A 25,823-nucleotide genomic window follows, 5' to 3' on the forward strand; every position below is an offset into this window, starting at 1 on the left:
CCTGCTCGCGATGCGCCTCCCAAGGCTAGCCGCAAGCCTTCAATGGCCGTAGCATCAGGGCATTGTCCAGCCGAGGTAGACCATGCTGATTCCCCACGACCAACTCGAAGTCGACACGCTGACTCGCCTGATCGAGGACTTCGTGACTCGCGACGGCACCGACAACGGTGACGACACGCCCCTGGAGACGCGTGTATTGCGGGTCAGGCAAGCCCTGGCCAAGGGCCAGGCGATGATCGTCTTCGATCCTGAAAGCGAACAGTGCCAATTGATGCTCAAGCACGACGTGCCCAAGCATCTATTTGACTGAACACGCCCTGTCGACCGCAGACGCCTTGGGCGTGGCCCGGGCTTTCTTCTTCTGGATCCTTTCGTAGATTTCGAAGCGATGCACATCGATGTGCCGTGGCGCTTCCACGCCGAACCGCACGGTGGTGCCGTTGACCGAGAGCACCCGCACGGAAATGTCGTCACCGATGGAAATCAGTTCACCCACAGCACGGCTTAATACGAGCATGGTTCTTGTCCTTAAGAATGTCTGGACCTCGACCATGCCCGGCCGCTTTGGTGTTCACAAGACAACGACAAGAATTCAGTAACCCCCTACAAACAGGGCTCCTGCGACTGACGGAAACGTCCTGCAAAACCCTGTCGAATCGCCCGGATGTCAGGAAGCCGAAAAACGAGGACCGAACAGGATGACGCTGGCGCCCAACACGCAGAGCGCCACGCCGATCCAGTCGGATCCCAGGGGCCTGGCACGCTCGACCACCGCCAGCCAGCCGATGGAAGCGATGATATAGATACCGCCATAAGCGGCGTAGGCACGCCCGGCATAGGTCGCTTCGATGCGGGTCAACAGCAGGGCGAACAGCGTGAGGCTGAGCAGCGCTGGCACGATCCACCAGGCACTCTTGCCCTGGCGCAGCCACATCCAGAAGGCGTAGCAGCCGGCGATTTCAAACAGCGCGGCGAGGAAGAACCACAAGTAATTGAGCATGCACGTGTCCATCAGGAGGGCCGGATGGCGCCATCCTGAGGACACCGGGCGCTCAGGTCAACTCGAGCCCTGGCGGGCCTTGGCGCGCATCTTGTCGGCCATGGCGGTCATCTCATCGTACAGCAGCTGCGGATTCTTCTGCTTCATCGCCCAGGCCATGCGTCCCTGTTCGTGCGGCAGGATCATGAACTCCCCCTGGTCCACTTGCCGATAGATGTAATCGGCAATATCGGCGGCGGTGATGGGCGAGCTTTCCAGCAACTTGCCCACCTGGGCTTTCATCGCCGGGGTCGGGCCACGGAAAGAATCCAGCAGGTTGGTCTGGAAGAACGACGGACAGACCACGTGCACGCCGATTTCCTGCTGTGCCAGTTCCACCAGCAGGCTTTCCGACAATGCCACCACGCCGGCCTTGGCCACGTTGTAGTTGCTCATGGCTGGCCCCTGCATCAGCGCCGCCATGGAGGCGATGTTGATGATCTTGCCACGACTTTTCTCCAGTAACGGCAGGAAGGCCTTGCAACCCTTGACCACCCCCATGAGGTTGATCGCGATCTGCCAGTCCCAGTCCTCCAGCGACAGTTCGCTGAAAAAACCGCCGGAAGCCACGCCAGCGTTGTTGACGATGATATCGATGCCGCCGAGCTTCTCTTCACACGCTTGAGCAAACGCCGTCAGTTGGCTGTAGTCACGCACATCGCAGCGCTGTACGAAACCGTCACCACCGGCGTCGCGCACCAACCTGAGGGTTTGTGCAAGGCCGGGCTCACTGACATCCGACAAGGCCAGGTGCCAGCCTTCGCGGGCCCAGCGCAGCGCGATTTCGCGACCCAGGCCTGAGCCGGCACCGGTAATCATCATGCGATTTTGCATAGGAAACAGCCTTGTTGTTCCGGGAGAGATGCAGCCGAGTGTAGCGAAGGACCCGTCACGGCCCACGCACCATTAGATTGCTGAATAGCCGGGGCAAACCGTAATGGGTTTTGATCGGGCTGACCGCCTGCCATCACCCGACGGGCCTCGAAGTTCAGGGCTGTCCTGCCTCCGCAGTCATCAATTTCCTCTCCCCCCTGTTCGCGACAAAGCAGGAAGATTCATCCTTTGGAAAAACCGCGATAAGCAGCGCCCCTTCAAATACTAAAAAACTTTGAATTTTTTACAGGACGTTACGGTCGGACTAAATAAGCCCGCCCGGTTTCAATGCAGCGCGCTGGCAGTTGAAAAGTTGTCTCACTCCAAAACTGACCAATAAGGAAAAGCAACAATGGGCACAATACTTATCATCATTCTGATCCTCCTCTTGATCGGTGGCCTGCCGGTCTTTCCACACTCCAGAAGTTGGGGTTATGGTCCATCCGGTATCATCGGCGTAGTGTTAGTGGTGCTGTTGATATTGCTGTTACTGGGCAAGATATGAACCGCCGGACTCTGTTTGAAAAGTCTTGAGACGAAGGTCAGGCAAGGCGAAAACCGGCGAGGAACGGCCGGGGTCGCCTCGGCTTTACTGGGGTAAGTGAGCATTGCGATCGGACTCGCGCACGACCCGGTTTTCAACGCAGCATGAACGAGTATCAAGACTTCTCGGAAAGAGTCCAGGCAAAAAAAAGAGGCCTTCTTCAAGGCCTCTTTTTTATGCTCGTCGGACTCAGTCCGGCGTACCGTGAATCACTCCAGCGGTGTTATCGATCAAGCTCTTGGTGGCGGTTTGCAAGAACGCCTCCAGCTCGAGCTTCATCTTCGCCGCATCGGGCGAGTCCTGGATAACGGTTGCACGAGGGTTGGCTCCCAGTTCATAACTGAACAGTTTCGCGTCCATGCCCTTGTCCCTGGGTACCATCAGGACCTTGTCACCGCGCAGGATAGCCGTGGTCTGGTCACTGCCCGATGGCTTGATCACGCCAAAACCGCTGTCCCCTTCCGGCAGGTTCAGCAGATCGCGCCCCCAGCACTGGTGACGCACCTGGCCACCGATCCGCCCCATGATTGTCGGTACGATATCGACCTGGGTGCCCACGGTATGGTTACGCTGGCCGAACTTTTCCTGGATGCCCGGACCGATCAACAGCATCGGCACGTTGAACCGGCCCAGGTCCATTTCGGAGATCTGACGCTCGTTGCCGAAGCCATGGTCGCCGACCACGACGAACAGCGTTTCCTTGAAGTAAGGCTCCTTGCGGGCCTTCTCGAAGAACTGTCCCAGGGCCCAGTCGGAGTAGCGCATAGCGGTCAGGTGTTCGTTCAGGCTGCCCCGGTCGGTAACCCGCTCCACCGGCAAGGGCGTTGGCAATGCGTACGGCGTGTGGTTGGACAAGGTCTGCAGCAAGGCATAGAACGGCTTGCCGTTCTCCCGCGCCTTGAGCTCGATCAGGCCGCGATCGAACATGTCCTGGTCGGACACGCCCCAGGTCGGATCGGAGAATACCGGGTTCACGAAATCGTTACGCCCGATGAAGTTGGTCATGCCCTGGTTGCTGAAGAAGCCCGACTGGTTGTCCCAGGCGAAATCGCCGTTATAGACATACACATCGTCGTAGTCTCGGGCGCTGAGCAGCTGTGGCAGGCCCGACAATTTATGACTGCCTTCCGGCGTCTGCATCAGGTACTCGAAACCCGGCAGGTTCGGGAAGCAGGCCATGGTGGCGAACATACCCTGGTGGGTGTGGGTGCCGTTGGAGAAGAAACGGTCGAACAACAAGCCTTCCTTGGACAGCTTGTCCAGGTAAGGCGTGATGTTGCCAGGAGCGCCAAGGGCGCCCACCGAATGCCCCGCCATGCTCTCCATGAGGATCACGACCACGTTCTTGATCGGCAGGGTCTTGTCGGCTGGCGGCGTGTAATCCCGGCGTACGGCGGCAGTATCGGTATCCACCAGCTTGTCGTCGGGCATCACCAGCATGTCACGCACGGTCTGTTGCGCCAGGGGTTGCTCCAGCGTGGCTTTCCAGATGTTGTCACGGTCTTCGGACAGCCGGCTCTTGGCGGCCGCCACCAGGGACAGCGTGCCATTGAGACCCAGCTGGTTGGCGAAGTTCGAATCGGTGGTGTAGACGTCGCCCCAACGCAGGGGTGGCCCCTGGCGCAGGGTGCCGCGCGCGGCGGTCACGGCCACCAACAGGCAGACCATGAATACCGCAACGCGTCCGTACCACGGGGCGATCTGGCGCGTACCGATGCTGCCACCGCTGAAAGGGCCACGTGGCCGCGTGGCACGATCGGCAGCCTTGAACGCCAGGCTGAGAATGATGGTTCCGCCGGCCCAGGCCAGCAGGTAGCGCACCACCGGGAAACCGTACCAGAGCATGCTCATTACGGTCTTCGGGTCTTCCTTCACGTATTGGAAGACCAGGCCGTTCAAACGCTGGTGGAATTCACGGTAGAAGTCCATTTCCATCAGGCCCAGGAACAGGGCGATGCTGGAGGTGAGCGTCAGCCAGAAACGAAAGAATCCGCGAGCGGCCATGGCCCGGACGCTGAACAGCGACAGCAGCAGCGGGATACTGAGATAGACCACCAGCCTCAGGTCGAAGCGCAGGCCGTTGGCAAAGGCCTCGACAAAGGTCGAAGCCGGGGTGTCGAGGATCATTTCGCGGTTATAGACCAGCAGCGCCACGCGCAGCAGGCTGAACATCACCATCATCACCAGGGCACAGAGCAAGGTATAGGCCAGGTGTGATTTGACGGTCGGTTGCAGCAGGCGATGCGTGCTTCGCCGCGTGCTCAGGGCGTCCGGAATTGCCATGTCGTTTTAGGACCTATTGGAGTGAGTGTGACAAAGAAACAACGGCGTACTCCTCTGTCGACCAAAGGGGGTTGCGCAGAGGGGGCAGATGTTGCACGAACGGCCAAGGCATTGCCATTAAATAACCGCCGGCAATAAAAGCGCGGGGATTTTCCAAAAGTTCTCGTGAAAATTTCGTTCAATGCATATTCAGAAACAAAAAAGCCCGGCCTGCCGGGAAAACTGTGGTGAGGGGATTGATCCCTTCACCACAGGGGCCTTTGTTCAATGAAATTGCCGCCCGAGGCCCGCCGGTACGCCTTCTATGGTGGTGGCTTCCCAGGGGCCGTTCGGGCTGACGGAACGGCTCCAACCGTTGTCCCAGCGGTAGTAGGTACGTTGGCGGTAGAAGGTGTTGGTCTGGTTATCCAGCACATAGACCCCAAGCTTTGCATCCCAATGGCTGTTGCCACCCGGTGGCGGGGCAAAACTGGCGGAAGTGCGCGGCAGCGGCTTGGCCGGTTTGTTCGGCGTTACCGGTTTGCCCGGAGCGGTCGAGGGTGCCGGCTTGGTCGCCGGGCCGGAAGGCGGGATGGGTGGTAGCGGCGCCGAAGGCTCCGGCGGGCGATGGACCGCACAAGCGCTCAGGCCCAGAACGAGCGAAAGCAGGGTGATACGAGCGAGGGCGGTCATGGTGCGAGTTCCTGTCATTGGTCCGGGCTGTCGATAGTCAGTTGCTGCGGCGTCGTGGTGCTGCTCGCCAGGGGCTGGCTGCGGCCGATCCACTCGCCGGCGGTCGGTTGACCGGCGCGGGAGATACGCGCCACCAGTTGGACTTCGGGGAAGTTCGACAGTTTCAGTTGCGGCATCATCGCGTCCGCGTCGCCCAGCTCGACGCTGGCAGGCAGGTCGGCGACCGTCAGGCGCTTGGCCGCCAGCGGCGCGGGTGGGCCGGAGACGGCGCGGGCGAAGATGAACACGCTGTCGCCTGGCTGTACCTTGGCCTTGAGCGCCGGGGCCAGGTCGACGCGCACCTTGAGTAGCGCGGCGGCCTTGGCAGCCACGGCCGGAGCCTGGGCGACCTTGCCACCACTGGCCTGGAGCTTCTCAGTGGCACGAGCGATGCCGCCTTGCAGTGCCTCGCGGGATTTATCGCCTTGCGGCAACTGCTCCAGCAGGCGCCCCCAGTAATCGATAGCGTCCTGATAGCGCTCGCCTTCGAACGCGGCGATCCCCAGCAGGCCCAGGCTGGTGACTTCCTTGGGATCGAGCTTCAGGGCTTCGTCGGTCAGGGCCTGGACCTTGTCCGACCATTTCTTGCCATCGGCGAAATACTGCGCCTGGGCCCATTGGCCGAGCAACTCGGGCTGCCGGCCGGCCACCGCGACGGTGCGCTCGAAGATTTTCGCCGCATCCGCCGGGCGGTCCTGGGCCATGTAGGTGCGACCGAGGAAGTACAAGCCTTCGGCGTTATCCGGTTGCGCCGCCACCGCCCGTTCCAGGCGCTGGGTCATGTCTTGCATCGACTGCGGCGCCTGGGCGAATTCGCGGGTCAGTTCGACCTTGTCGCTGGCTCCGAAATGCAAGTACAGCCCCAGCCCCAGCACCGGGACCAGCACGGCGGCCAGCAACGGCAATGGTTTGCCCAGCCGCGATTCCCGTGGTGCGTCGACGCCCTCGGTGTCGGCAAGCAGTTCCCGGGCGGCTTCGGCGCGACCGGTGTCCAACTGCGCGGCGTTGAGCACGCCTTCCGCCTGCTCGGCCTGCAGTTCGGCAACGCGCTCCTGATACAACGCCACGTTGAGCGCGGTACGGTCCTCTTCCCGCTGGGCACGGCGCCCCCGCAACACAGGGATCAACAGAAAACTCAGGGCAACCAGGAGAAGCAGACCTGCGGCGAGCCAGAAATCAATCATGCTTGGTTTTATCCAACAGTTGGTCGAGGCGCTGGCGCTCTTCGACGGAAAGCGAATCGGGGGCCGCAGTTCGCTGGACCCGGCGGCGACGCACGATCACCGCGATGATGACGAAACCGCCCAGCAGCAACCCGGCGGGGCCGAACCACAGCAGCGCGGTCCTGGAACTCAAGGCCGGGTTGTAACGCACGAACTCGCCGTAGCGGTCCACCATGAAATCGACGATCTGCTGGTTGCTCTTGCCTTCACCGAGCATGCGGAAGATTTCCTTGCGCAGGTCGGCGGCAATCGGAGCATTGGAATCGGCGATGTCCTGGTTCTGGCACTTGGGGCAGCGCAGTTCCTTGGTCAGTTCGCGAAAGCGCTCTCGCTCGCCCTCGTTGGCGAACTCGTAGGTATCGATGGCGGCATGGGCCACCCCGGCCAGGCTCAGGCCGAGGACCGCCGCGGCTAGCCAACGCTTCATGGCTTGGCCTCGTCCACCAGCGCCTGGTACTTGGCGGCCAGTTTCTCGCGCCAGACCTGTTCGTCGATCACACCGACGAACTTGTCGCGGATGACCCCCTTGGCGTCGATGAAGAAGGTTTCCGGCGCCCCGTAGACCCCCAGGTTCAGGCCCAGGGAGCCCTCCTCATCACGGATGTCCAGTTGGTACGGATTGTGGAATTCGGCCAGCCATTTCAAGGCGTCGGCGTTGACATCCTTGTAGTTCACGCCATAGATCACCACGCCGTTCTGGGCCAGCTTGTTCAGCACCGGATGTTCGACCCGGCAGGAAATGCACCAGGTGCCCCATACGTTGACCAGCGCGGGCTTGCCCAGCAGGTCGGCGCGGGTCAGGGTTCGGTCACCCTGGACCGACGGCAGGGAGAACTCCGGAAATGGCTTGCCGATCATCGCCGATGGCAACTCGGCCGGGTTCAGGTAAAGCCCCCGGAACAGAAAGACCGCCACCACCAGGAACAGCGCCAGCGGCAACAGCATCAACCAACGTTTCATGCAGTGGCTCCCGTTGCGCCCAGGGCTTCGCGCACCCGGGTCTTCACCTTGACTCGATATCGCCGATCCAGTGCCGCCAGCGCCCCGCCCAGGCCGGTGAGCAGGCCACCGAACCAGATCCAGCGTACGAACGGCTTGACGTGCACCCGCACGGCCCATGCACCGTCACCCAGGGATTCGCCCAGCGCCACGTAGAGGTCGCGGGTGAAACCGGCATCGATCCCGGCTTCGGTCATCACCGAGTTCTGTACGGTATAAAGGCGTTTCTCGGGATGCAGTACCGTCACTTCCTGCCCATTGCGAATGACCCGCACGGTGCCCTTGTCGGACGTGAAGTTCGGCCCTTCGAAATGCCTGGCCCCTTCGAAGACGAACTGGTAGCCCCCAAGCTCCATGGACTCGCCCGGCGCCAGGCGCAGGTCGCGCTCGGCGCTGTTCTGGCTGGACAGCACCACGCCCAGGGCGCAGACGGCGATGCCCAGGTGGGCGATCTGCATGCCCCAGTAGCTGCGGGTCAGGGTCGGCAGGCCCTTGATCAGGCCTTTGTGGCGGGTCTTGTCGAAGATGTCGCGTACACCGGCCAGCAACACCCAGGCAGCCAGCACGAACGTCGCCAGCACCGCCCAGTTGAAGTCGCCATAGGCGATCCCGGCCACCACGGCCAGGGCAGCGGTGCCCAGCAGCACCGGTGTGAGCATTCCCACCAGCCACTTGACCGGGGTGTCCTTCCAGCGCACCAGCACACCAACCGCCATCACCACCATCAGGATCGCCATCAGCGGGATGAACAGCGCATTGAAGTACGGCGGCCCCACCGAAAGCTTGGCACCGGAAAGCGCATCGAGCACCAGCGGGTACAAGGTCCCCAGCAGGATCATCGACGCAGCGACCACCAGCACCAGGTTGTTGCCCAGCAACAGGGTTTCCCGAGACCAGAGGTTGAAGCCGACCTGGCTCTTGACCACCGGAGCGCGCACCGCGAACAGCGTCAGCGAACCACCCACCACGAACAGCAGGAAGATCAGGATGAACACGCCACGCTCGGGGTCCGAGGCGAAGGCATGCACCGACGTCAGCACCCCGGAACGCACCAGGAAGGTTCCCAGCAGGCTCAGGGAAAACGCCGCGATGGCCAGCAGTACCGTCCAGCTCTTGAAGACGCCACGTTTTTCCGTGACGGCCAGGGAGTGAATCAGCGCCGTGCCCACCAGCCAAGGCATGAAGGAGGCGTTCTCCACCGGGTCCCAGAACCACCAGCCACCCCAGCCGAGCTCGTAATAGGCCCACCAGGAACCGAGGGTGATGCCGATGCCGAGGAAGGCCCAGGCGACGATGGTCCACGGCCGCGACCAGCGGGCCCAGGCGGCATCGAGGCGGCCACCCAGCAAGGCGGCAATGGCGAAGGCGAAGGCCACGGAGAAACCGACATAGCCCATGTAGAGCATCGGCGGATGGACGATCAGGCCGATGTCCTGCAGCAGTGGGTTGAGGTCACGACCGTCCACGGGCACCTGGGGCAGGATCCGCTGGAACGGGTTGGACGTGACGATCAGGAACAGCAGGAAACCGGTGCTGATCATGCCCATCACCGCCAGCACCCGGGCCAGCATCACCTGGGGCAATTGCCGGGAAAACACCGACACCGCGAAGGTCCAGCCGCTGAGGATCAATGCCCACAGCAGCAGTGACCCCTCGTGGGCACCCCATACGGCACTGAACTTGTAGTACCAGGGCAAGGCGCTGTTGGAGTTGCTGGCCACGTATGCCACGGAAAAATCGTCGACCATGAAGGCATAGGTCAGGCAACCGAAGGCAAACACCATGAACGCGAACTGGCCCCACGCCGCCGGCTGGGCCAGGCCCATCCACAGGCGGTCACCGCGCCAGGCGCCGAGCAACGGCACCACCGCCTGGACCAGGGCCAGGCACAAGGCCAGGATCATGGCCAGATGGCCCAATTCGGGGATATAGACTCCTGCGCTCATGGATCAGCCCTCCTTCACGGGAGTGGGGGCCGATTGGCCGCTTTCTTTCAAGGCCTTGGTCACTTCCGGCGGCATGTACTTCTCATCGTGCTTGGCCAGCACTTCGTCGGCCACCACCACACCGTCGGCATTGAGCTTGCCCAGGGCGACGATGCCCTGCCCTTCGCGGAACAGATCCGGGAGAATGCCCCGGTAGGTGATGGTCACGGTCTTGTTGAAGTCGGTGACGTTGAAGGTCACGTCCAGCGAATCCCCGGAGCGTACCAGGGAGCCCTTCTCCACCATCCCGCCGGCGCGGATGCGCGTGTCCCTGGGAGCTTCGCCATTGGCGATCTGGGTCGGGGTGTAGAACAGGTTGATGTTCTGCTGCAAGGCGCTGAGGGCCAGGCCGACCGCGGCACCGACACCCACCAGGATCGCAAGGATGATGACAAGACGCTTTTTGCGCACCGGATTCACTGACCACTCTCCCGGCGCAAACGACGCGCCTCTTGTTGCAGATACCGCTTGCGGGCCAGGATCGGCACCGCCACGTTGAGAACCAGTACCGCCAGGCAGATGCCATAGGCTGACCAGACATACAGGCCGTGATGGCCCATGGCGAGGAACTCGCCGAATGAAGCGAAACTCATCGAGCGGCCTCCAGGCTGTTCTGTACTTCGGCCTTCACCCAACTGGCCCGGGCTTCGCGCTTGAGCACTTCCAGGCGCATGCGCAGCAACAGCACCGCGCCGAAGAAACAGTAGAAACCCAGCGCGGTCAGCAGCAACGGCAGCCACATCTCCATCGGCATCGCCGGTTTCTCGGTGAGGGTGAAGGTGGCGCCCTGGTGCAGGGTGTTCCACCATTCCACCGAGTACTTGATGATGGGGATGTTGATCACCCCGACAATCGCCAGCACCGCACAGGCCTTGGCGGCGCTCTCACGATTGCTGATGGCGTTGCCCAGCGCAATAAGACCGAAGTACAGGAAAAGCAGGATCAGCATCGACGTCAGCCGGGCATCCCAGACCCACCACGAGCCCCAGGTCGGCTTGCCCCAGATGGCGCCGGTGACCAGCGCCACGGCGGTCATCCAGGCACCGATGGGGGCGGCGCACTGCAGGGCCACGTCAGCCAGCTTCATCTTCCAGACCAGCCCCACCACACCGCACACCGCCAGCATCACGTAGATGGACTGGGCCAGCACCGCCGTGGGAACGTGGATGTAGATGATGCGGAAACTGTTGCCCTGCTGGTAATCCGGTGGCGCGAAAGCCAGGCCCCAGACCACGCCGCTGCCAATCAGCAGCACGGCGGCGATGCTCAGCCAGGGCAATAACCTGCCACTGATGCCATAAAACCATTTGGGTGAGCCGAGCTTATGAAACCAGGTCCAATTCATTGCTGTTTCCATCACGGTCGCGGCTCGCTGTCACGAACCGCCGGGTCTGCCTTTACTTCACAGGAAGTGGTCAATTTTTGACCAGGCCTAGTTATTATTCGCCGACGCTGATCTTCAGGCCAGCGGCTATTGCAAAGGGTGTCAGGGTTATCGCCAGGGCGGTCAGGCTCCCAAGCCACAGCAGATAACCGGTTGCCGGCATGCCTTGCAGCGCCGCCTGCAAGGCGCCACTGCCCAGGATCAGGACCGGGATATACAACGGCAGGATCAAGAGCGCCAGCAACAGGCCGCCGCGCTTCAACCCCACCGTCAGTGCCGCACCTACGGCCCCCAGCAGGCTCAGCACCGGCGTACCCAGCAACAGCGACACCAACAGCACCGGCATGCAGGCCGCAGGCAACCCCAGCATCATCGCCAGGAGCGGTGAGAGCAAGACCAGCGCCAGGCCGGAAAAAACCCAGTGTGCCAGTACCTTGGCCAAAACCAGAAGGGCCAGGGGGTGCGACGAAAGGACCCACTGTTCCAGCGATCCGTCCTCGAAATCACTGCGGAAAAGCCCGTCCAGCGAGAGCAGGACCGATAAAAGCGCTGCCACCCAGACCAGGCCTGGCGACAAGGTTTGCAACAATTGAGTCTCGGGGCCGACCGCCAGGGGGAACAGCGCAATGACGATCGCAAAAAAGACCAGCGGATTGGCCAGTTCGGCCGGACGGCGGAACAACAGACGCGCTTCGCGGGCAAGCAACAGGCCAAACACAGTCATACGGCCCAATTCCCCAGATCGATATTGCGGTAGCCGGACGGCATTCGGGTCAATGTATGGTGGGTGGTCAGCAACACCATGCCGGCGTTTTCGCAGTGCCGGGCCAGATGTTCCTCCAGCTGCGCCACCCCTTGCTTGTCCAGGGCGGTGAATGGTTCGTCGAGGATCCACAACGGCGGGCTGTCCAGGTATAGACGCGCCAGGGCCACGCGGCGCTGCTGGCCGGCGGACAGGGTATGGCACGGCACATCCTCGAAACCACGCAGCCCCACTTGCGCCAATGCCTGCCAGATCGCTTCCCGTGTGGCGGGCCGATGCAGCGCACAGAGCCAGCTGAGGTTTTCCTCGGGAGTCAACAGATCCTTGATACCGGCGGCGTGACCGATCCAGAGCAGGTTGCGAGCCAGCTCGCCGCGCTGGCTGTGCAACGGCTGGCCGTTGAGCAGCACCTGGCCTGCGGTGGGCTGCATCAACCCGGCCAACAGGCGCAACAGACTGGTCTTGCCGCTACCATTGGGCCCACTGACTTGCACCATATCGCCCGGCGAGAGTCTCAATTCGAGGTGTTCGAAAAGCAGCCGCAAGTCTCGCTCACAGGCGAGGCCGACGGTTTGCAAAAGAGGACTGGTCAAGGGATCGCGGGCCTTATACGGTTCAAGTCGGCGGTGCTGCGGCCGTTAAAGAAGTGCAGCATAGATGCTTTGAGGGCCTGTTCCACAGAGCTGCGTCAAACAATGACGAGATTTTCGCCACTCCCTGAAAATACGGGCGGCATTATACATGCCGAGCTTTACATTTCCCCAAGGTCAAAGCGCAAATGACAGGCGACATGAACATCCAGCCACTGCCCCAGGCCACGGCAACGACACGTGCGCCGATGGTCAGCGGTGAGCTGCTCAAGCTGCTCACGCCCGCCGCAGGCTTGATCGCCACCGGCCAGACGGCCCAGGCCGAAGTCCTGTCCCTCAAGCAGGCGGACCAGACATTCCAGCTCTTGCTCAAGGTCACCCTGGAAAGCGGCCGCCAGACCACGGTACAGGCCACCAGCACCCAGCCGCTGCCTCAGGGCACCAGCCTGGCGGTGACCCAACCATCGGCCAGCAACCTGGCGATTACCGTGCAACAGGCCCTCGCTTCCAGCGTCGCGACCCTCACCCGGATCGACACCAGCCAGATGCCGGTGGGCACCTTGCTGCAAGGCAAGGTCATCACCAGCCAGGCCTTGCCACAGGCGCCAGGGCAACCGGTGGTCTATCGATCGCTGGTGAGCCTGCTCAACACCGCCCAGGCCGGCCGAACCCTGGATATCGACAGTCCCCGGCCGCTGCGTATCGGCACGTTGCTCAGCGCCCAGGTACAGGATGCCCAGACGCTGAAGTTCATCCCGCTGAGCAACCGCCAGGAACAACTGGCTGTGAGCCAGCAACTGGTGACCCAGGTCAGTCGCCAGGGCTCGCTGGACAGCCTGATCAGCGCCCTGCAGAACCTGCCCGTCACCGATGACACGGGTAGCGAGCTGCGCGCCGTGGTGACGCGCCTGTTGGCCAGCCTGCCGGATGTCCAGCAACTGAGCACCCCCAAGGGCCTGGCCCAGGCCCTGGCCGCCAGCGGTGCGTTCCTGGAGAGCAAGCTGCTGGCCGGGCAACCCCCTGCCCTGGCACCGGACCTCAAGGGCGACCTGCTGAAGCTGGTCGCACAGCTGACACCGGCCCTGCCCGCCTCCACCAACCTGAGCGCGATCATCGCTGCCAATACCCTGGCCCAGGCACTGCCCAGTTTCGTGCGCAACGCCCTGGGCACCCTTGGCCAGGTCAGCGCCAAGCCGCAGCCCACCAGCTTTCCCCTGCCCTCGCGCCTGTTGAAAGAGCAGGACGACGAAGGTGATCTCGAGCATTTGCTGCGCCTCGCCGCGGCCGCCGTGTCGCGCCTGCAGAGCCACCAACTGTCGAGCCTGGAACAGACCGGCCTGACCGACGACGGTCGCCTGATGAGTACCTGGCAACTGGAAATCCCGATGCGTAACCTGCAGGACATCGTGCCCTTGCAGGTCAAGTTCCAGCGTGAGCAAACCCCACCCCGGGAGCAGTCGAACGAGCCTCGGGAAGAACGCGAGCCCCGACAACAGCAGCTCTGGCGGGTCGAACTGGCGTTCGACATGGAGCCGCTGGGGCCGCTACAGGTCCAGGTCCAGTTGCTCAGCGGCAGCCTGTCGAGCCAGTTGTGGGCGCAACGCCCCTATACCGCCAGCCTGATCGAAAGCAATCTGGCGGCCCTGCGTGAACGCCTCGTGACTTGCGGCCTGAACGTGGGCGACCTCGATTGCCATCTCGGCACCCCGCCCCAGGGCCCCAAGACCCGGCTCGAACAGCGCTGGGTGGACGAAACCGCATGACGACCCACACCGAACCCCGCCAGGCCATTGCCCTCAAGTACGATGGCCAGCATGCCCCGACCCTCACCGCCAAGGGCGATGAAGCCCTGGCCGAGGAAATCCTGCGCATCGCCAGGGAAAGCGAAGTACCGATCTATGAGAATGCCGAGCTGGTGAAATTGCTGGCTCGCCTGGAGCTGGGGGACAGTATCCCGGAAGAGTTGTATCGCACGATTGCCGAAATCATCGCGTTCGCCTGGACCCTCAAGGGCAAGTTTCCCAAGGGTTTTGATCCGAACGCGCCGAGTGTCGAGAAAGACGTGACGGATCGCGGAGACGATTACTGAGGCAACGAGGGGGCACCACTGCGCCTCGACTGGCACCCACGGTGGGCGGTGGTATTTATTCCCACTGGGACGCAAAGCGGCCCTGAAACCTCAGCACAGGGCGTGGCAGATGGAACGCGGCGTCTTGCTTGGGGTTGCTGCGCAAACCAGCGAGGATGAATTCCCTCGCCACAGGGTGGCGTTTCGCTGAACATCGGCTTGCATCCGACTCGGTGGCGAGCGCCAGAAAAGCCTGTGGGAGCGAGCCAGCTCGCTCCCACAGGCGATTGGGGCGAAGCGGTCAGCCGCCTCTATGCAGCTTGCTCATCAATTCCGCTTCGGCCTGGGTCAAGCCGCAGGCCTGGGTCAGTTCGTCGACGCTGGCGCCCATGCCGACCAGACGCGCGGCCTGGGCGAAAGAAAGGCTCGAGGGGTCGCGCTGTTCCAGCTGGGCCAGCTTGTCCGGCAACGGGCCGACCACGGCGCGCAGTTCATGGAGGGCTTCGCCCATGCGCACGGTGCCGTTCTGGTAATCGTCGACACGCTTGGCCAGGTCCTTGATGCGCTGATCGCGCAGCGCATCGCCCTGGGCCTGCTGCGCGGCGATCTGCCGCTGGGCGCGGATGTAGGCCAGGAACATCGCCAGCGTACCGGCCCAGAACAGGAACAGGACAATGACTGCTACCTCAAGGATCAAATCAGATACTCTCCAGTTCCGACCATTCTTCTTCGCTCATCATTTTTTCCAGTTCGACCAGGATCAGCAACTCGTTGTTCTTGTTGCACACGCCCTGGATGAACTTGGCCGATTCTTCGTTACCGACGTTAGGCGCGGTTTCGATTTCCGACTGACGCAAGTAAACCACTTCAGCGACGCTGTCCACCAGGATACCGACCACTTGCTTGTCGGCCTCGATGATCACGATACGGGTGTTGTCGTTGACTTCAGTGGAGTTCAAGCCGAAACGCTGGCGAGTGTCGATCACCGTGACTACGTTGCCACGCAGGTTGATGATACCCAGCACATAGCTGGGCGCACCCGGTACCGGAGCGATCTCGGTATAGCGCAGCACTTCCTGCACGCGCATCACGTTGATGCCGTAGGTTTCGTTATCGAGCTTGAAGGTGACCCATTGCAGGATCGGATCTTCGGAACCCTTGAGAGACGACGCCTTATCATTCATACCCTGACCCCTCGAAAAACCGCCTGTGGCGGTGTGTTCTGCCCCGTGACGCCCTGCGTCGCCGGTTGTGTTATTTCGGTTTCTGGACCGGCTTGGTGCCGCCCAGGTGTTTTGCCCCGCCGCTGGCGATCAGCTCGGCCAGCTCGGAAACGTCCAGCAAGGCGCACATGTGCTCGATCACCGTACCGGCCAGCCATGGCCGTTGCCCTCGATGGCTGCGCCACTTGATTTCGTTCGGGTCCAGGCGCAACGAGCGACTGACCTGATGCACCGCCAATCCCCACTCGTAGCCCTGCACCGAAATCACGTACTGAAGGCCCTGGCGGAAATCGTCGCGATAACGATCCGGCATCACCCAGCGCGCGGTATCCAGCACCTTCAGGTTGCCGGCCTGGCTGGGCAGGATCCCGAGGAACCATTCCGGCTGGCCGAACAACGGCGTCAATTCCTGCCCGGCCAGGGAATAAATCGATCCCAGGCAAACCAGCGGCACCGCCAGGGTCAACCCGGCCACATCGAACAACAGGCACTCGAACGCCTCGGCGGCCCAGGCCGGACGGTCGTTTCCCGGCACCGGTGGCGGCGGGCTGCTCGGCGGCAGGTGAACTTCCACCACCGGCTTGACCAGGCCCTGCAACAACGGCGCAACGGTCGAGACCGGCGCCAGGATTGGCGCGGGTACCTCCATCACTTTCACGGCCGGCTCTATCGACGGCGCTTCGACCACCGGAGCCTTGGCCACCGGGGCAACCACGGGCTTGCGTGCATCACGGGCCTGCTCTTCGAGCACGGCCGCCTGGAATTCATCCAGTACACCCTCGGCTTCGACGGACCCAGGCAAGGCCTCGATCACGCTCGGCGGCGGTGGCAATTCTTCGGTCGCTTCCTGCAACAGCCCATCCAGATAAGACTGCAGGGCCATTTGCGGACGCGAGGTTGTCTTGATCGGGCGGTTCATTGGAACAGTGCGCCCCATATGAATGTTATCGGCATGGATGCCATGGGACTTGAGCCTGCGATGATTCTGGACGCGTTCAATCAGGCCACCTGCTGTGGAACGAGCTGCTGGGCCAGGAGATGCTTGAGCAGCGCGCGGTAAGCCAGCACGCCACGGCTCTTGCCATCGAACTGCGAAGGGGTCAGGCCGGCGCGACTGGCATCGCGCAGGCGCGTGTCCACCGGGATGTAGCCTTGCCAGATGTCATCGGGATACATGTCGCGCAATACCCGCAGGGTGCCCATGGAAGCCTGGGTGCGCCGGTCGAACAGGGTTGGCACGATGTTGAAGGCCAGCGATTGCTTGCGCGAGCGGTTGACCATCGCCAGGGTGTTGACCATCCGCTCCAACCCCTTGACCGCCAGGTGCTCGGTCTGCACCGGGATCACCAGTTGCTGGCTGGCCGCCAAGGCATTGACCATCAGCAAGCCAAGCAACGGCGGGCTGTCGATGATCGCGTAATCGAAATCCTGCCACAGTTGCGCCAGACTCTTGGCGATCACCAGGCCCAGGCCGCTCTGGCCAGGCGACTGGCGCTCCAGGGTGGCCAGGGCGGTGCTGGACGGCAGCAGGGAAATCCGCTCGTCGCTGGTGGACAACAGCAACTGCCCGGGCAAGCCCTCGGGCACGCTGCCCTTGTGCAGGAACAGGTCGTAGTTGCTGTGCTCCAGGCTATCGGGATCGTAGCCAAAGTAACTGGTCATCGAGCCGTGCGGGTCCAGATCGACAATGACCACGCGCTTGCCCGCCTCGGCCAGCAATCCGGCTAAAGCGATGGAAGAGGTGGTTTTACCCACGCCCCCTTTCTGATTGGCAACTGCCCAGACTCTCATTCGGATCGTTCCTCCCGGCCGAAACAGGCTCGACCGAGAAATAGCTCGGTTATAAAGCGGGTGACGGAGAATTGACGGCGCTCGGTCTTCCCGGTGTGTTGACCGAGGTCGGTGCAGTTTGTGTGCCAGCCCGCTTCAATGCCGCATCCGGCGTCGCATGGGCCGTGCCGGTACCGGTCAGGCTGCGGCGCACGTCGAGGTTGCGCGACACCACCAGCACCACCCGCCGGTTGCGCGCACGCCCCTCGGCAGTGGCATTGTTGGCCACCGGCTGGAACTCGCCGTACCCCACCGATGCCAGGCGGCCAGGATTCACGCCCTGCATGGCAAGCATGCGCACGATACTGGCCGAACGGGCCGAGGACAGCTCCCAGTTGGTCGGGTACTGCGCGGTGCGGATCGGCTGGTCGTCGGTGAAGCCTTCCACATGAATCGGGTTGTCGAACGGCTTGAGGATCGCCGCCACCTTGTCGATGATGTTGAACGCCATGTCACTGGGCATCGCATCGCCGCTGCCGAACAACAGGCTGGAGTTGAGCTCGATCTCCACCCACAGCTCATTGCCGCGCACGGTCATCTGGTTGGAACTGATCAGGTCGCCGAACGCGGCGCTGATGTCGTCGGCAATGCTTTTCAGCGGATCGCTGCCGCCGGCGATGCCGGCATCCACCTGCTCGGCGTCCCTGACCAACGGCTTGGCCGGCGTCGTGGTCTTGGGGCGTTCGTCGCCGATGGGGATAGGCTTGAGGGCGCGGTCCGAGTCGGTAAAGACGCCGAGCAGCGCTTCGGAAATCACCTTGTACTTGCCTTCGTTGACCGACGAGATCGAGTACATCACCACGAAAAAGGCAAACAGCAAGGTGATGAAGTCGGCGTAGGAAACCAGCCAGCGTTCGTGGTTGACGTGCTCTTCATGCTGTCTGCGGCGTGCCATTGTCCCTATCCCCCATCAGTCCATGAAGCCCTGGAGCTTCAACTCGATGGAACGCGGGTTCTCACCCTCGGCGATGGACAGGATGCCCTCCAGCAACATTTCACGATAACGCGACTGGCGCAGGGCGATGGCCTTGAGCTTGGCGGCGATGGGCAGCAACACCAGGTTGGCGCTGGCCACGCCATAGATCGTGGCGACGAAAGCCACGGCGATACCATTGCCCAGTTGCGATGGATCGGCCAGGTTACCCATCACGTGGATCAGGCCCATGACCGCACCGATGATGCCGATGGTAGGTGCGTAGCCGCCCATGCTTTCGAACACCTTGGCTGCTTCGATGTCACGGCTTTCCTGGGTATAGAAATCCACTTCCAGGATGCTGCGGATGGCTTCCGGCTCGGCGCCGTCCACCAGCAGCTGCAGGCCTTTGCGCGAATAGCTGTCCGGTTCGGCGTCAGCCACCCCTTCCAGACCGAGCAGGCCCTCCTTGCGGGCGGTCAGGCTCCAGTTCACGACGCGATCGATGCCACCGGCCAGGTCGACCCGTGGCGGGAACAGGATCCAGACCAGCACCTGCATGGCGCGCTTGAAGGCGCTCATGGGTGACTGCAGCAAAGCGGCCCCGATGGTGCCGCCCAGCACGATCAACGCGGCCGGGCCGTTGGCCAGGGCCCCGAGATGGCCGCCTTCCAGATAATTGCCACCGATGATGGCGACGAACGCCATGATGATGCCGATCAGGCTGAGCACATCCATTACAGGCACGCCTCGACCAGGTGTCTACCGATATCGTCCAGGCCATATATCCCGTCGGCCAGGTCCGCTTTGACAATCGCCATGGGCATGCCATAGATCACGCAGCTGGCTTCGTCCTGGGCCCAGATCGTGCTGCCGCCCTGCTTGAGCAGGCGCGCGCCTTCGCGACCATCGGCCCCCATGCCGGTGAGCACCACCGCCAGAACTTTGTCGCCGTAGGATTTCGCGGCGGAACCGAAGGTGATATCCACACAAGGCTTGTAGTTCAGGCGCTCGTCGCCAGGGAGGATTTTCACCGCGCCACGGCCATCGATCATCATCTGCTTGCCACCCGGCGCCAGCAGCGCCAGGCCGGGACGCAGGACATCGCCATCCTCGGCTTCCTTGACGCTGATGCGGCAGAGCTTGTCCAGGCGCTCGGCGAATGCCTTGGTGAACGCGGCGGGCATGTGCTGGATCAGCACGATGGGGGCCGGGAAATTGGCCGGCAACTGGGTCAGGACCCGCTGCAGCGCCACCGGACCACCGGTGGAAGTACCGATGGCGACCAGTTTGTAGGCCTTGCGCTTGGGCGCCGGCGACGAGGCCGTGGCGGCGGGCGCGGCACGGGTTGGCGCAGCAGGCGCAGCGCTGCGCGCCGGCGCCGGATTGAAACCACCCGATGAAGCCGGGGCAGGCGCAGGCGCGGACACCGGCGCCGGGGCCGGTGGGCTGTAGGCACTCACGCGCCGGTTGCTGCGGGAAATGCTGTGGACCTTCTCACAGAGCAACTGCCGGACCTTGTCGGGGTTGCGCGAGATGTCCTCGAAATTCTTCGGCAGGAAATCCACCGCGCCGGCGTCCAGCGCATCGAGGGTCACCCGGGCGCCTTCGTGGGTCAGCGAGGAGAACATCAATACCGGGGTCGGGCAGCGCTGCATGATATGCCGCACGGCGGTGATGCCATCCATCATGGGCATCTCGTAGTCCATGGTGATCACGTCCGGCTTGAGGGCCAGGGCCTGATCGATCGCCTCTTTGCCGTTGGTCGCGGTGCCGACGACCTGAATACTCGTATCCGCTGAAAGAATTTCCGAGACGCGGCGGCGGAAGAACCCCGAATCGTCCACCACCAGGACTTTAACTACCATAAACACTCCGTTAGACGAGGCGCGGCCCTGGGCCACGCCCCCCAGAATCAAATACGCCGTGTGGCGTAACGCTTGAGCATGCTTGGCACATCGAGGATCAGCGCGATGCGGCCGTCGCCGGTGATGGTGGCGCCGGACATGCCCGGGGTGCCCTGGAGCATCTTGCCCAACGGCTTGATGACCACTTCTTCCTGGCCCACGAGCTGGTCGACGACGAAGCCGATCCGCTGGGTACCGACCGAAAGGATCACCACATGGCCTTCGCCCTGCTCCACATGGGCGGCGGAGCTGACCAGCCAGCGCTTGAGGTAGAACAGCGGCAGCGCCTTGTCCCGCACGATCACCACTTCCTGGCCGTCCACCACGTTGGTCTTCGACAGGTCGAGGTGGAAAATCTCGTTGACGTTGACCAATGGGAAGGCGAAGGCCTGGTTGCCCAGCATCACCATCAGGGTCGGCATGATCGCCAGGGTCAGCGGCACTTTGATGAGGATCTTCGAGCCCGAACCCTTGACCGAATGAATGTTGATCGAACCGTTGAGCTGGGAGATCTTGGTTTTCACCACGTCCATGCCCACGCCACGGCCCGATACGTCGGAAATCTCGGTCTTGGTGGAGAACCCCGGGGCGAAGATCAGGTTGTAGCACTCGGTGTCGCTGAGGCGGTCGGCGGCATCCTTGTCCATCACACCGCGTTTCACTGCGATGGCCCGCAATATCTCGGGGTCCATGCCCTTGCCGTCGTCGGAGATCGACAGCAGGATGTGATCACCCTCCTGCTCGGCGGCCAGGATCACCTTGCCGCTGCGGACCTTGCCGGCGGCCTCGCGCTCTTCCGGCGACTCGATGCCGTGGTCGACCGCGTTGCGCACCAAGTGGACCAGCGGGTCGGCCAAGGCCTCGACGAGGTTCTTGTCCAGGTCGGTTTCTTCACCCACCAGTTCCAGGTTGATTTCTTTCTTGAGCTGGCGAGCCAGGTCTCGTACCAGGCGCGGGAAGCGCCCGAAGACTTTCTTGATCGGCTGCATCCGGGTCTTCATGACCGCGGTCTGCAGGTCGGCGGTGACCACGTCGAGATTCGACACCGCCTTGGACATGGCTTCGTCCTGGCTGTTGAGGCCCAGGCGCACCAGACGGTTACGCACCAGCACCAGTTCGCCGACCATGTTCATGATCTCGTCCAGGCGCGCGGTGTCGACCCGAACGGTTGTCTCGGCTTCGCTGGTCGGTTTTTCCGCTGGCGCGGCAGCGGCTGCGCGAGCAGGTGCCGGGGCGGCTGGCTTGGCCGCGGCCGCCGGCGCAGGCGTCTCGGCCTTGGCTTGGGGCGCCTTGCTTTCCGGCGCCTTGGCAGCGGGCTTGGGCGCAGCCTTGGCGGCCGGCGCGGCCGTCGATGCGGCAGTGGCGGTACCGACTTCGCTGAACTTGCCTTTGCCGTGCAGTTCGTCGAGCAGCGATTCGAATTCCTGGTCAGTGATCAGGTCGCTGCCGGCCGCCGCGGCGGATGGTTTGTCCGAGCCCGGTGCAGAAGCGATGGCCGACTCCAGCGCGTCAACGGCGAACGTGCCCTTGCCATGCAACTGGTCGAGTAGCGCTTCGAATTCATCGTCGGTGATGTCGGAGTTGTCGCCTGCCGCGCTGGGGGCCGCAGGTGTTGGCGTCGGGGCGACGGCATCCGGGGCGAACTGGCCCTTGCCGTGGAGCTGGTCGAGCAGCGACTCGAACTCGGCATCGGTGATTTCGTCGCTGGCCGTGCCATCGGCGGCTTGCGCCGCTGGCGCTACCGGGGCCTGGACCTGGGCTTCAGCCTTGACGGCGCTCAGGGAGTCCAGCAGTTGTTCGAATTCGTTATCGGTGATATCGCCCGACTCTTGCGCCACCGGTTCTTCGGCGACAGGCTCTTCGACAGCGGGTTCTTCAGCCGGAGCGGCTTCGTCGGCCGATTGCGGCTCGGCCAGGCGCGACAGCGCGGCGAGCAGCTCAGGCGTGGCAGGGGTAATGGGCGAGCGCTCGCGCACTTCGCTGAACATGCTGTTGACCGCATCCAGTGCTTCAAGCACCACGTCCATCAGCTCCGAGTCAACGCGACGCTCACCCTTGCGCAGGATGTCGAACACGTTCTCGGCAATGTGACAGCACTCCACCAGCTCGTTGAGCTGGAGGAAGCCGGCGCCTCCTTTTACAGTGTGGAAACCGCGAAAAATTGCATTGAGCAGATCCGCATCGTCAGGCCGGCTTTCCAGCTCGACCAGTTGTTCGGACAGTTGCTCTAGAATCTCGCCGGCCTCAACCAGGAAATCCTGAAGGATCTCTTCATCGGCGCCGAAGCTCATTAATGGCTGCTCCTAAAACAGGTAGGTCGTGATGACGGTTAATCCCGGATCGCATTGGTGTCGTGAGCGTGCCCGGCAAGGCTTGCAACGCAGCATGGCGCGCTCTGGACTCCAACCTCTCGGGGTGCGCCCCACAAGGCGCAATCCGTCGTTACTCGTCGTTCATTTGGTAAGACCAAACCACACTCCTCGTGCCTGGGTCTTGCGCCTTGTGGGGCACGGCGCGATCGGTATTAACCGTTATCACGACCTACAAACTCAAAATCCAAGGCTGGACAACAAATCGTCCACGTCGTCCTGACCGGATACAACGTCTTCTCTTTTATCGGCATGAATTTGCGGACCTTCACCCTGGGAGAGATGTTTTTTTGGATCTTTTTCAGCGAGCATCGCCGCACGGTCATGTTCGATGCCCGCAAAGCGGTCCACCTGACTGGCCATGAGCACGAGTTTGAGCAGATTGCTTTCGACTTCGGTGACCAGTTGGGTCACGCGCTTGATCACCTGCCCGGTCAGGTCCTGATAGTCCTGGGCCAGCAGAATGTCGTTGAGGTTGTTCGCCACGGCGCGGTTGTCGGCGCTGCTGCGTGTCAGAAAACCGTCGACACGGCGAGCCAGCTCCCGGAATTCCTGAGCCCCGACCTCCCGCCGCATGAACCGGCCCCAATCGGCGCTCAGGGCCTGGGCTTCGTCGCCCAGGCCGTTGACCAGGGGCGTAGCGCTTTCCACCAGGTCCATGGTGCGGTTGGCCGCGGCCTCGGTCAGCTTGACCACGTAGGACAGGCGCTCGGTCGCGTCGGTGATCTGCGAGACCTCCTCGGCCTGCGGCATGTTCGGGTCGATCTGGAAATTGACGATTGCGCTGTGCAGTTCACGGGTGAGCTTGCCGACTTCCTGGTACAGACCACGATCCCGGGTCTGGTTGAGCTCGTGGATCATCTGGACAGCGTCGCCGAAGCGGCCTTTTTCAAGGCTATCGACCAGTTCGCGGGCATGTTTTTTCAGGGTCGATTCGAAATCGCCCATTGAAGATTCGTTATGCTCCATAGCTCCCCCGTGGCGCCATTAACCGATGCGTTCGAAGATTTTCTCGATCTTCTCTTTCAACGCCTGGGCCGTGAAGGGTTTGACCACATAGCCGTTCACACCGGCCTGGGCCGCTTCGATGATCTGCTCGCGCTTGGCTTCGGCGGTGACCATCAGCACGGGAAGGTGCTTGAGTTTTTCATCGGCGCGTACATGACGCAGCAAGTCGATACCGGTCATGCCGGGCATGTTCCAGTCAGTCACCAGAAAGTCGATGCTCCCGCTGTTGAGGACCGGGATGGCGGTGGTGCCATCGTCGGCCTCAACCGTGTTGGTGAACCCAAGGTCACGCAACAGGTTCTTAATGATCCGCCGCATCGTTGAAAAATCGTCAACGATGAGGATTTTCATGTTCTTGTCCAATTCGACCTCCAAGCAGTCTTAAACGTGTCCAGCACCTGAACGCGCCATTTCAATCAATCCGGCACAACACTCGACAACGGTCCGGTGCGCACCGTACGGCGACTGATGGGAACTTGCCCCGCCAACCTCGTCCGCTGCGCTCCCCTGCCCGCTGTCAGCGCGCTCGCCACTCCCCCAAACGCCCCCGCAAACGGGCCGCGCACTGGCTGTGTAACTGGCTGACCCGCGATTCGCTGACCCCCAGGACCTCACCGATTTCCTTGAGGTTCAGCTCTTCGTCGTAGTACAGCGCCAAGACCAGTCGCTCACGCTCCGGCAAATTGGCAATCGCATCCGCCAACGCACTCTGGAAGCGTTCATCTTCCAGGTCACGCGACGGCTCCATATAGGCACTTGCGCCATCCTCATGCAGCCCTTCGTGCTCGCCGTCCTGCAACAGGTCGTCGAAACTGAACAGGCGGCTGCCCAGGGTATCGTTCAAAATCCCGTAATAATCGTCGAGACTCAACTGGAGTTCGGCCGCAACCTCGTGATCTTTAGCGTCACGTCCGGTTTTAGATTCGATGGCGCGAATCGCGTCACTGACCATGCGGGTATTACGGTGTACCGAACGCGGTGCCCAATCGCCCTTGCGGACCTCATCGAGCATCGCGCCACGAATGCGGATACCGGCATAGGTCTCGAAACTGGCACCCTTGCTGGCGTCGTATTTGTTCGCCACTTCGAGCAGGCCGATCATGCCTGCCTGGATCAGGTCTTCGACCTGGACACTGGCCGGCAGGCGCGCCAGCAAGTGATAGGCAATGCGCTTGACCAGGGGCGCGTAACGCTCGATCAATTCGTATTGGGCGTCCCGTGCCGATTTCTTGTAGAGATGGTTGTAACCGCTGGCTGTCATAACACGGGCCCTGCTGTTTGTTGCACGAGACGCTCGACGAAAAATTCCAGATGCCCGCGTGGGTTGGCCGGCAGTGGCCAGGTATCGACCTTCTGGGCGATCGCCTTGAACGCCAGCGCGCATTTGGAACGTGGAAAGGCTTCATAGACGGCACGTTGCTTCTGGACGGCCTTGCGTACGCTTTCGTCGTAGGGCACGGCCCCCACGTATTGAAGCGCAACGTCCAGGAAGCGATCCGTGACCTTGGTCAACTTGGCGAACAGGTTGCGTCCCTCCTGTGGGCTCTGGGCCATGTTGGCCAGGACGCGGAAGCGGTTCATGCCATAGTCGCGGTTCAGTAGCTTGATCAGGGCATAGGCGTCGGTGATGGACGTCGGTTCGTCGCAGACCACCAGCAACACCTCCTGGGCGGCGCGTACGAAACTGACGACCGAGTCACCGATACCGGCCGCGGTATCGATCACCAGCACATCGAGGTTATCGCCAATGTCGCTGAATGCCTGGATCAGGCCGGCGTGCTGGGCCGGGGTCAGATGAACCATGCTCTGGGTGCCGGAGGCGGCCGGCACGATGCGAATCCCGCCGGGCCCTTGCAGCAGCACGTCGCGCAATTCGCAGCGACCTTCGATGACGTCCGCCAGGGTGCGCTTGGGGGTAAGCCCCAGCAGCACGTCGACGTTCGCCAGGCCCAGGTCGGCGTCCAGCAGCATGACCCGTCGGCCAAGCTCTGCCAGAGCCAGGGACAAGTTCACTGACACGTTAGTCTTGCCGACGCCACCTTTGCCGCCGGTCACCGCGATCACCTGTACGGGATGCATGCTGCCCATGTTCGTTCTTTACCTTGTCTTAC

At 62.3% G+C, this 25,823-nt stretch carries 30 protein-coding genes; 4 read left to right on the forward strand and 26 right to left on the reverse strand.

The annotated features are described in order from the left end of the window. The first annotated feature begins 82 nt into the window (after positions 1–82). Positions 83–310 carry a YheU family protein gene (locus BW992_RS25670; protein ID WP_072389429.1) on the forward strand — a complete coding sequence of 76 codons (228 nt, stop codon included), beginning with the start codon at positions 83–85 and terminating at the stop codon, positions 308–310. On the opposite strand, the gene csrA is transcribed toward BW992_RS25670, so the two are convergent. The 3 genes from csrA to BW992_RS25685 all read right to left on the reverse strand — a co-directional run bounded on the left by csrA (position 299) and on the right by BW992_RS25685 (position 1,873). Next, positions 299–517 (reverse strand): carbon storage regulator CsrA, encoded by a 219-nt coding sequence (gene csrA, locus BW992_RS25675; protein WP_072389431.1) that lies wholly within the window; start codon positions 515–517, stop codon positions 299–301. The genes BW992_RS25670 and csrA overlap by 12 nt on opposite strands. 150 nt (positions 518–667) lie before the next feature. Continuing rightward, entirely contained in the window at positions 668–1,000 is a 333-nt protein-coding gene (locus BW992_RS25680; protein WP_072389433.1) for a YnfA family protein, read from the reverse strand. A 57-nt stretch (positions 1,001–1,057) separates the two neighbouring features. Further along, the gene (locus BW992_RS25685; RefSeq protein WP_072389435.1) at positions 1,058–1,873 is read right to left on the reverse strand and encodes an SDR family oxidoreductase; all 816 of its coding nucleotides are present in this window, start codon (positions 1,871–1,873) and stop codon (positions 1,058–1,060) included. Between the two features lie 391 nt (positions 1,874–2,264). Here BW992_RS25685 and BW992_RS25690 point away from each other — a divergent pair, with 391 nt between their 5' ends. Further along, positions 2,265–2,417 carry a DUF3309 family protein gene (locus BW992_RS25690; protein WP_018606531.1) on the forward strand — a complete coding sequence of 51 codons (153 nt, stop codon included), beginning with the start codon at positions 2,265–2,267 and terminating at the stop codon, positions 2,415–2,417. A 228-nt stretch (positions 2,418–2,645) separates the two neighbouring features. Here BW992_RS25690 and BW992_RS25695 read toward each other — a convergent pair whose 3' ends face one another. The 11 genes from BW992_RS25695 to ccmA form a co-directional block, all read right to left on the reverse strand. Continuing rightward, complete coding sequence (locus tag BW992_RS25695; protein ID WP_072389437.1) at positions 2,646–4,739, reverse strand: LTA synthase family protein; 2,094 nt, start codon at positions 4,737–4,739, stop codon at positions 2,646–2,648. A 264-nt stretch (positions 4,740–5,003) separates the two neighbouring features. Continuing rightward, positions 5,004–5,411, reverse strand: coding sequence for a hypothetical protein (locus BW992_RS25700; protein ID WP_072389439.1), 408 nt, complete (start codon positions 5,409–5,411; stop codon positions 5,004–5,006). A 14-nt stretch (positions 5,412–5,425) separates the two neighbouring features. Beyond that, complete coding sequence (ccmI, locus tag BW992_RS25705) at positions 5,426–6,634, reverse strand: c-type cytochrome biogenesis protein CcmI (protein WP_072389441.1); 1,209 nt, start codon at positions 6,632–6,634, stop codon at positions 5,426–5,428. Then, complete coding sequence (locus BW992_RS25710; RefSeq protein ID WP_072389443.1) at positions 6,627–7,100, reverse strand: cytochrome c-type biogenesis protein; 474 nt, start codon at positions 7,098–7,100, stop codon at positions 6,627–6,629. Before BW992_RS25710 ends, ccmI begins: the two co-directional genes overlap by 8 nt. Continuing rightward, entirely contained in the window at positions 7,097–7,633 is a 537-nt protein-coding gene (locus BW992_RS25715; protein WP_072389445.1) for a DsbE family thiol:disulfide interchange protein, read from the reverse strand. Before BW992_RS25715 ends, BW992_RS25710 begins: the two co-directional genes overlap by 4 nt. Next, positions 7,630–9,618 (reverse strand): heme lyase CcmF/NrfE family subunit, encoded by a 1,989-nt coding sequence (locus BW992_RS25720; protein WP_076407267.1) that lies wholly within the window; start codon positions 9,616–9,618, stop codon positions 7,630–7,632. The genes BW992_RS25715 and BW992_RS25720 overlap by 4 nt, the downstream gene beginning before the upstream one ends. 3 nt (positions 9,619–9,621) lie before the next feature. Then, positions 9,622–10,077: a cytochrome c maturation protein CcmE gene (ccmE, locus tag BW992_RS25725; RefSeq protein ID WP_076407268.1), complete on the reverse strand. Its 456-nt coding sequence runs from the start codon at positions 10,075–10,077 to the stop codon at positions 9,622–9,624. Further along, entirely contained in the window at positions 10,074–10,250 is a 177-nt protein-coding gene (gene ccmD / locus BW992_RS25730; RefSeq protein WP_072389451.1) for a heme exporter protein CcmD, read from the reverse strand. Before ccmD ends, ccmE begins: the two co-directional genes overlap by 4 nt. Beyond that, positions 10,247–11,002, reverse strand: a complete 756-nt coding sequence (locus BW992_RS25735) for a heme ABC transporter permease (RefSeq protein ID WP_072389453.1) — start codon at positions 11,000–11,002, stop codon at positions 10,247–10,249. The genes ccmD and BW992_RS25735 overlap by 4 nt, the downstream gene beginning before the upstream one ends. 94 nt (positions 11,003–11,096) lie before the next feature. Next, on the reverse strand, positions 11,097–11,765 hold the full coding sequence (ccmB, locus tag BW992_RS25740; RefSeq protein ID WP_053154995.1) for a heme exporter protein CcmB: 669 nt from the start codon (positions 11,763–11,765) through the stop codon (positions 11,097–11,099). Further along, positions 11,762–12,397 carry a cytochrome c biogenesis heme-transporting ATPase CcmA gene (gene ccmA / locus BW992_RS25745; RefSeq protein WP_072389455.1) on the reverse strand — a complete coding sequence of 212 codons (636 nt, stop codon included), beginning with the start codon at positions 12,395–12,397 and terminating at the stop codon, positions 11,762–11,764. The genes ccmB and ccmA overlap by 4 nt, the downstream gene beginning before the upstream one ends. A 185-nt stretch (positions 12,398–12,582) precedes the next feature. Here ccmA and fliK point away from each other — a divergent pair, with 185 nt between their 5' ends. Both fliK and BW992_RS25755 read left to right on the forward strand, forming a co-directional pair. Continuing rightward, complete coding sequence (gene fliK, locus BW992_RS25750; protein WP_072458133.1) at positions 12,583–14,157, forward strand: flagellar hook-length control protein FliK; 1,575 nt, start codon at positions 12,583–12,585, stop codon at positions 14,155–14,157. Then, positions 14,154–14,483: an EscU/YscU/HrcU family type III secretion system export apparatus switch protein gene (locus BW992_RS25755; RefSeq protein WP_072389460.1), complete on the forward strand. Its 330-nt coding sequence runs from the start codon at positions 14,154–14,156 to the stop codon at positions 14,481–14,483. The genes fliK and BW992_RS25755 overlap by 4 nt, the downstream gene beginning before the upstream one ends. A 280-nt stretch (positions 14,484–14,763) precedes the next feature. Here the strand turns inward: BW992_RS25755 and BW992_RS25760 are convergent, their stop codons facing one another. The 12 genes from BW992_RS25760 to fleN all read right to left on the reverse strand — a co-directional run bounded on the left by BW992_RS25760 (position 14,764) and on the right by fleN (position 25,800). After that, on the reverse strand, positions 14,764–15,159 hold the full coding sequence (locus tag BW992_RS25760; protein ID WP_072389462.1) for a DUF2802 domain-containing protein: 396 nt from the start codon (positions 15,157–15,159) through the stop codon (positions 14,764–14,766). Between the two features lies 1 nt (position 15,160). Then, positions 15,161–15,646: a chemotaxis protein CheW gene (locus BW992_RS25765; protein WP_024778681.1), complete on the reverse strand. Its 486-nt coding sequence runs from the start codon at positions 15,644–15,646 to the stop codon at positions 15,161–15,163. Between the two features lie 70 nt (positions 15,647–15,716). Further along, positions 15,717–16,604, reverse strand: a complete 888-nt coding sequence (locus BW992_RS25770; RefSeq protein ID WP_072389464.1) for a CheW domain-containing protein — start codon at positions 16,602–16,604, stop codon at positions 15,717–15,719. Positions 16,605–16,684: 80 nt separating this feature from the next. After that, entirely contained in the window at positions 16,685–17,476 is a 792-nt protein-coding gene (locus tag BW992_RS25775; protein ID WP_053154985.1) for a ParA family protein, read from the reverse strand. A gap of 49 nt (positions 17,477–17,525) precedes the next feature. Continuing rightward, on the reverse strand, positions 17,526–18,410 hold the full coding sequence (motD, locus tag BW992_RS25780) for a flagellar motor protein MotD (RefSeq protein ID WP_072389466.1): 885 nt from the start codon (positions 18,408–18,410) through the stop codon (positions 17,526–17,528). Positions 18,411–18,425: 15 nt separating this feature from the next. Then, the gene (locus tag BW992_RS25785; RefSeq protein WP_072389468.1) at positions 18,426–19,166 is read right to left on the reverse strand and encodes a flagellar motor protein; all 741 of its coding nucleotides are present in this window, start codon (positions 19,164–19,166) and stop codon (positions 18,426–18,428) included. Further along, the gene (locus BW992_RS25790) at positions 19,166–20,296 is read right to left on the reverse strand and encodes a protein-glutamate methylesterase/protein-glutamine glutaminase (RefSeq protein ID WP_072389471.1); all 1,131 of its coding nucleotides are present in this window, start codon (positions 20,294–20,296) and stop codon (positions 19,166–19,168) included. The genes BW992_RS25785 and BW992_RS25790 overlap by 1 nt, the downstream gene beginning before the upstream one ends. Positions 20,297–20,343: 47 nt before the next feature. Next, positions 20,344–22,626, reverse strand: coding sequence for a chemotaxis protein CheA (locus BW992_RS25795; protein ID WP_072389473.1), 2,283 nt, complete (start codon positions 22,624–22,626; stop codon positions 20,344–20,346). 258 nt (positions 22,627–22,884) lie between these two features. Continuing rightward, positions 22,885–23,673: a protein phosphatase CheZ gene (locus tag BW992_RS25800; protein ID WP_072389475.1), complete on the reverse strand. Its 789-nt coding sequence runs from the start codon at positions 23,671–23,673 to the stop codon at positions 22,885–22,887. Positions 23,674–23,691: 18 nt separating this feature from the next. Then, positions 23,692–24,063 (reverse strand): chemotaxis response regulator CheY, encoded by a 372-nt coding sequence (locus tag BW992_RS25805; protein ID WP_003183998.1) that lies wholly within the window; start codon positions 24,061–24,063, stop codon positions 23,692–23,694. A gap of 166 nt (positions 24,064–24,229) precedes the next feature. Beyond that, entirely contained in the window at positions 24,230–24,973 is a 744-nt protein-coding gene (gene fliA / locus BW992_RS25810; protein ID WP_072389477.1) for an RNA polymerase sigma factor FliA, read from the reverse strand. Further along, positions 24,970–25,800, reverse strand: a complete 831-nt coding sequence (fleN, locus tag BW992_RS25815; protein WP_003184001.1) for a flagellar synthesis regulator FleN — start codon at positions 25,798–25,800, stop codon at positions 24,970–24,972. The genes fliA and fleN overlap by 4 nt, the downstream gene beginning before the upstream one ends. Positions 25,801–25,823: the final 23 nt, after the last annotated feature.

Origin of the sequence: Pseudomonas sp. 7SR1, from assembly GCF_900156465.1 — a bacterium.
Taxonomy (GTDB): domain Bacteria; phylum Pseudomonadota; class Gammaproteobacteria; order Pseudomonadales; family Pseudomonadaceae; genus Aquipseudomonas.

Coding starts and splice junctions, on each gene's coding strand:
- BW992_RS25715 (WP_072389445.1), bottom strand. CDS start 7,633: ATGAAACGTTGGTTGATGCTGTTGCCGCTGGCGCTGTTCCTGGTGGTG.
- BW992_RS25805 (WP_003183998.1), bottom strand. CDS start 24,063: ATGAAAATCCTCATCGTTGACGATTTTTCAACGATGCGGCGGATCATT.
- fleN (WP_003184001.1), bottom strand. CDS start 25,800: ATGGGCAGCATGCATCCCGTACAGGTGATCGCGGTGACCGGCGGCAAA.
- BW992_RS25790 (WP_072389471.1), bottom strand. CDS start 20,296: ATGGTAGTTAAAGTCCTGGTGGTGGACGATTCGGGGTTCTTCCGCCGC.
- csrA (WP_072389431.1), bottom strand. CDS start 517: ATGCTCGTATTAAGCCGTGCTGTGGGTGAACTGATTTCCATCGGTGAC.
- ccmI (WP_072389441.1), bottom strand. CDS start 6,634: ATGATTGATTTCTGGCTCGCCGCAGGTCTGCTTCTCCTGGTTGCCCTG.
- BW992_RS25770 (WP_072389464.1), bottom strand. CDS start 16,604: ATGAACCGCCCGATCAAGACAACCTCGCGTCCGCAAATGGCCCTGCAG.
- BW992_RS25695 (WP_072389437.1), bottom strand. CDS start 4,739: ATGGCAATTCCGGACGCCCTGAGCACGCGGCGAAGCACGCATCGCCTG.
- BW992_RS25765 (WP_024778681.1), bottom strand. CDS start 15,646: ATGAATGATAAGGCGTCGTCTCTCAAGGGTTCCGAAGATCCGATCCTG.
- BW992_RS25710 (WP_072389443.1), bottom strand. CDS start 7,100: ATGAAGCGTTGGCTAGCCGCGGCGGTCCTCGGCCTGAGCCTGGCCGGG.
- fliA (WP_072389477.1), bottom strand. CDS start 24,973: ATGACAGCCAGCGGTTACAACCATCTCTACAAGAAATCGGCACGGGAC.
- BW992_RS25690 (WP_018606531.1), top strand. CDS start 2,265: ATGGGCACAATACTTATCATCATTCTGATCCTCCTCTTGATCGGTGGC.
- BW992_RS25685 (WP_072389435.1), bottom strand. CDS start 1,873: ATGCAAAATCGCATGATGATTACCGGTGCCGGCTCAGGCCTGGGTCGC.
- BW992_RS25700 (WP_072389439.1), bottom strand. CDS start 5,411: ATGACCGCCCTCGCTCGTATCACCCTGCTTTCGCTCGTTCTGGGCCTG.
- BW992_RS25785 (WP_072389468.1), bottom strand. CDS start 19,166: ATGGATGTGCTCAGCCTGATCGGCATCATCATGGCGTTCGTCGCCATC.
- motD (WP_072389466.1), bottom strand. CDS start 18,410: ATGGCACGCCGCAGACAGCATGAAGAGCACGTCAACCACGAACGCTGG.
- BW992_RS25720 (WP_076407267.1), bottom strand. CDS start 9,618: ATGAGCGCAGGAGTCTATATCCCCGAATTGGGCCATCTGGCCATGATC.
- BW992_RS25795 (WP_072389473.1), bottom strand. CDS start 22,626: ATGAGCTTCGGCGCCGATGAAGAGATCCTTCAGGATTTCCTGGTTGAG.
- ccmD (WP_072389451.1), bottom strand. CDS start 10,250: ATGAGTTTCGCTTCATTCGGCGAGTTCCTCGCCATGGGCCATCACGGC.
- BW992_RS25735 (WP_072389453.1), bottom strand. CDS start 11,002: ATGAATTGGACCTGGTTTCATAAGCTCGGCTCACCCAAATGGTTTTAT.
- BW992_RS25680 (WP_072389433.1), bottom strand. CDS start 1,000: ATGCTCAATTACTTGTGGTTCTTCCTCGCCGCGCTGTTTGAAATCGCC.
- ccmB (WP_053154995.1), bottom strand. CDS start 11,765: ATGACTGTGTTTGGCCTGTTGCTTGCCCGCGAAGCGCGTCTGTTGTTC.
- BW992_RS25775 (WP_053154985.1), bottom strand. CDS start 17,476: ATGAGAGTCTGGGCAGTTGCCAATCAGAAAGGGGGCGTGGGTAAAACC.
- fliK (WP_072458133.1), top strand. CDS start 12,583: ATGACAGGCGACATGAACATCCAGCCACTGCCCCAGGCCACGGCAACG.
- BW992_RS25670 (WP_072389429.1), top strand. CDS start 83: ATGCTGATTCCCCACGACCAACTCGAAGTCGACACGCTGACTCGCCTG.
- BW992_RS25800 (WP_072389475.1), bottom strand. CDS start 23,673: ATGGAGCATAACGAATCTTCAATGGGCGATTTCGAATCGACCCTGAAA.
- BW992_RS25755 (WP_072389460.1), top strand. CDS start 14,154: ATGACGACCCACACCGAACCCCGCCAGGCCATTGCCCTCAAGTACGAT.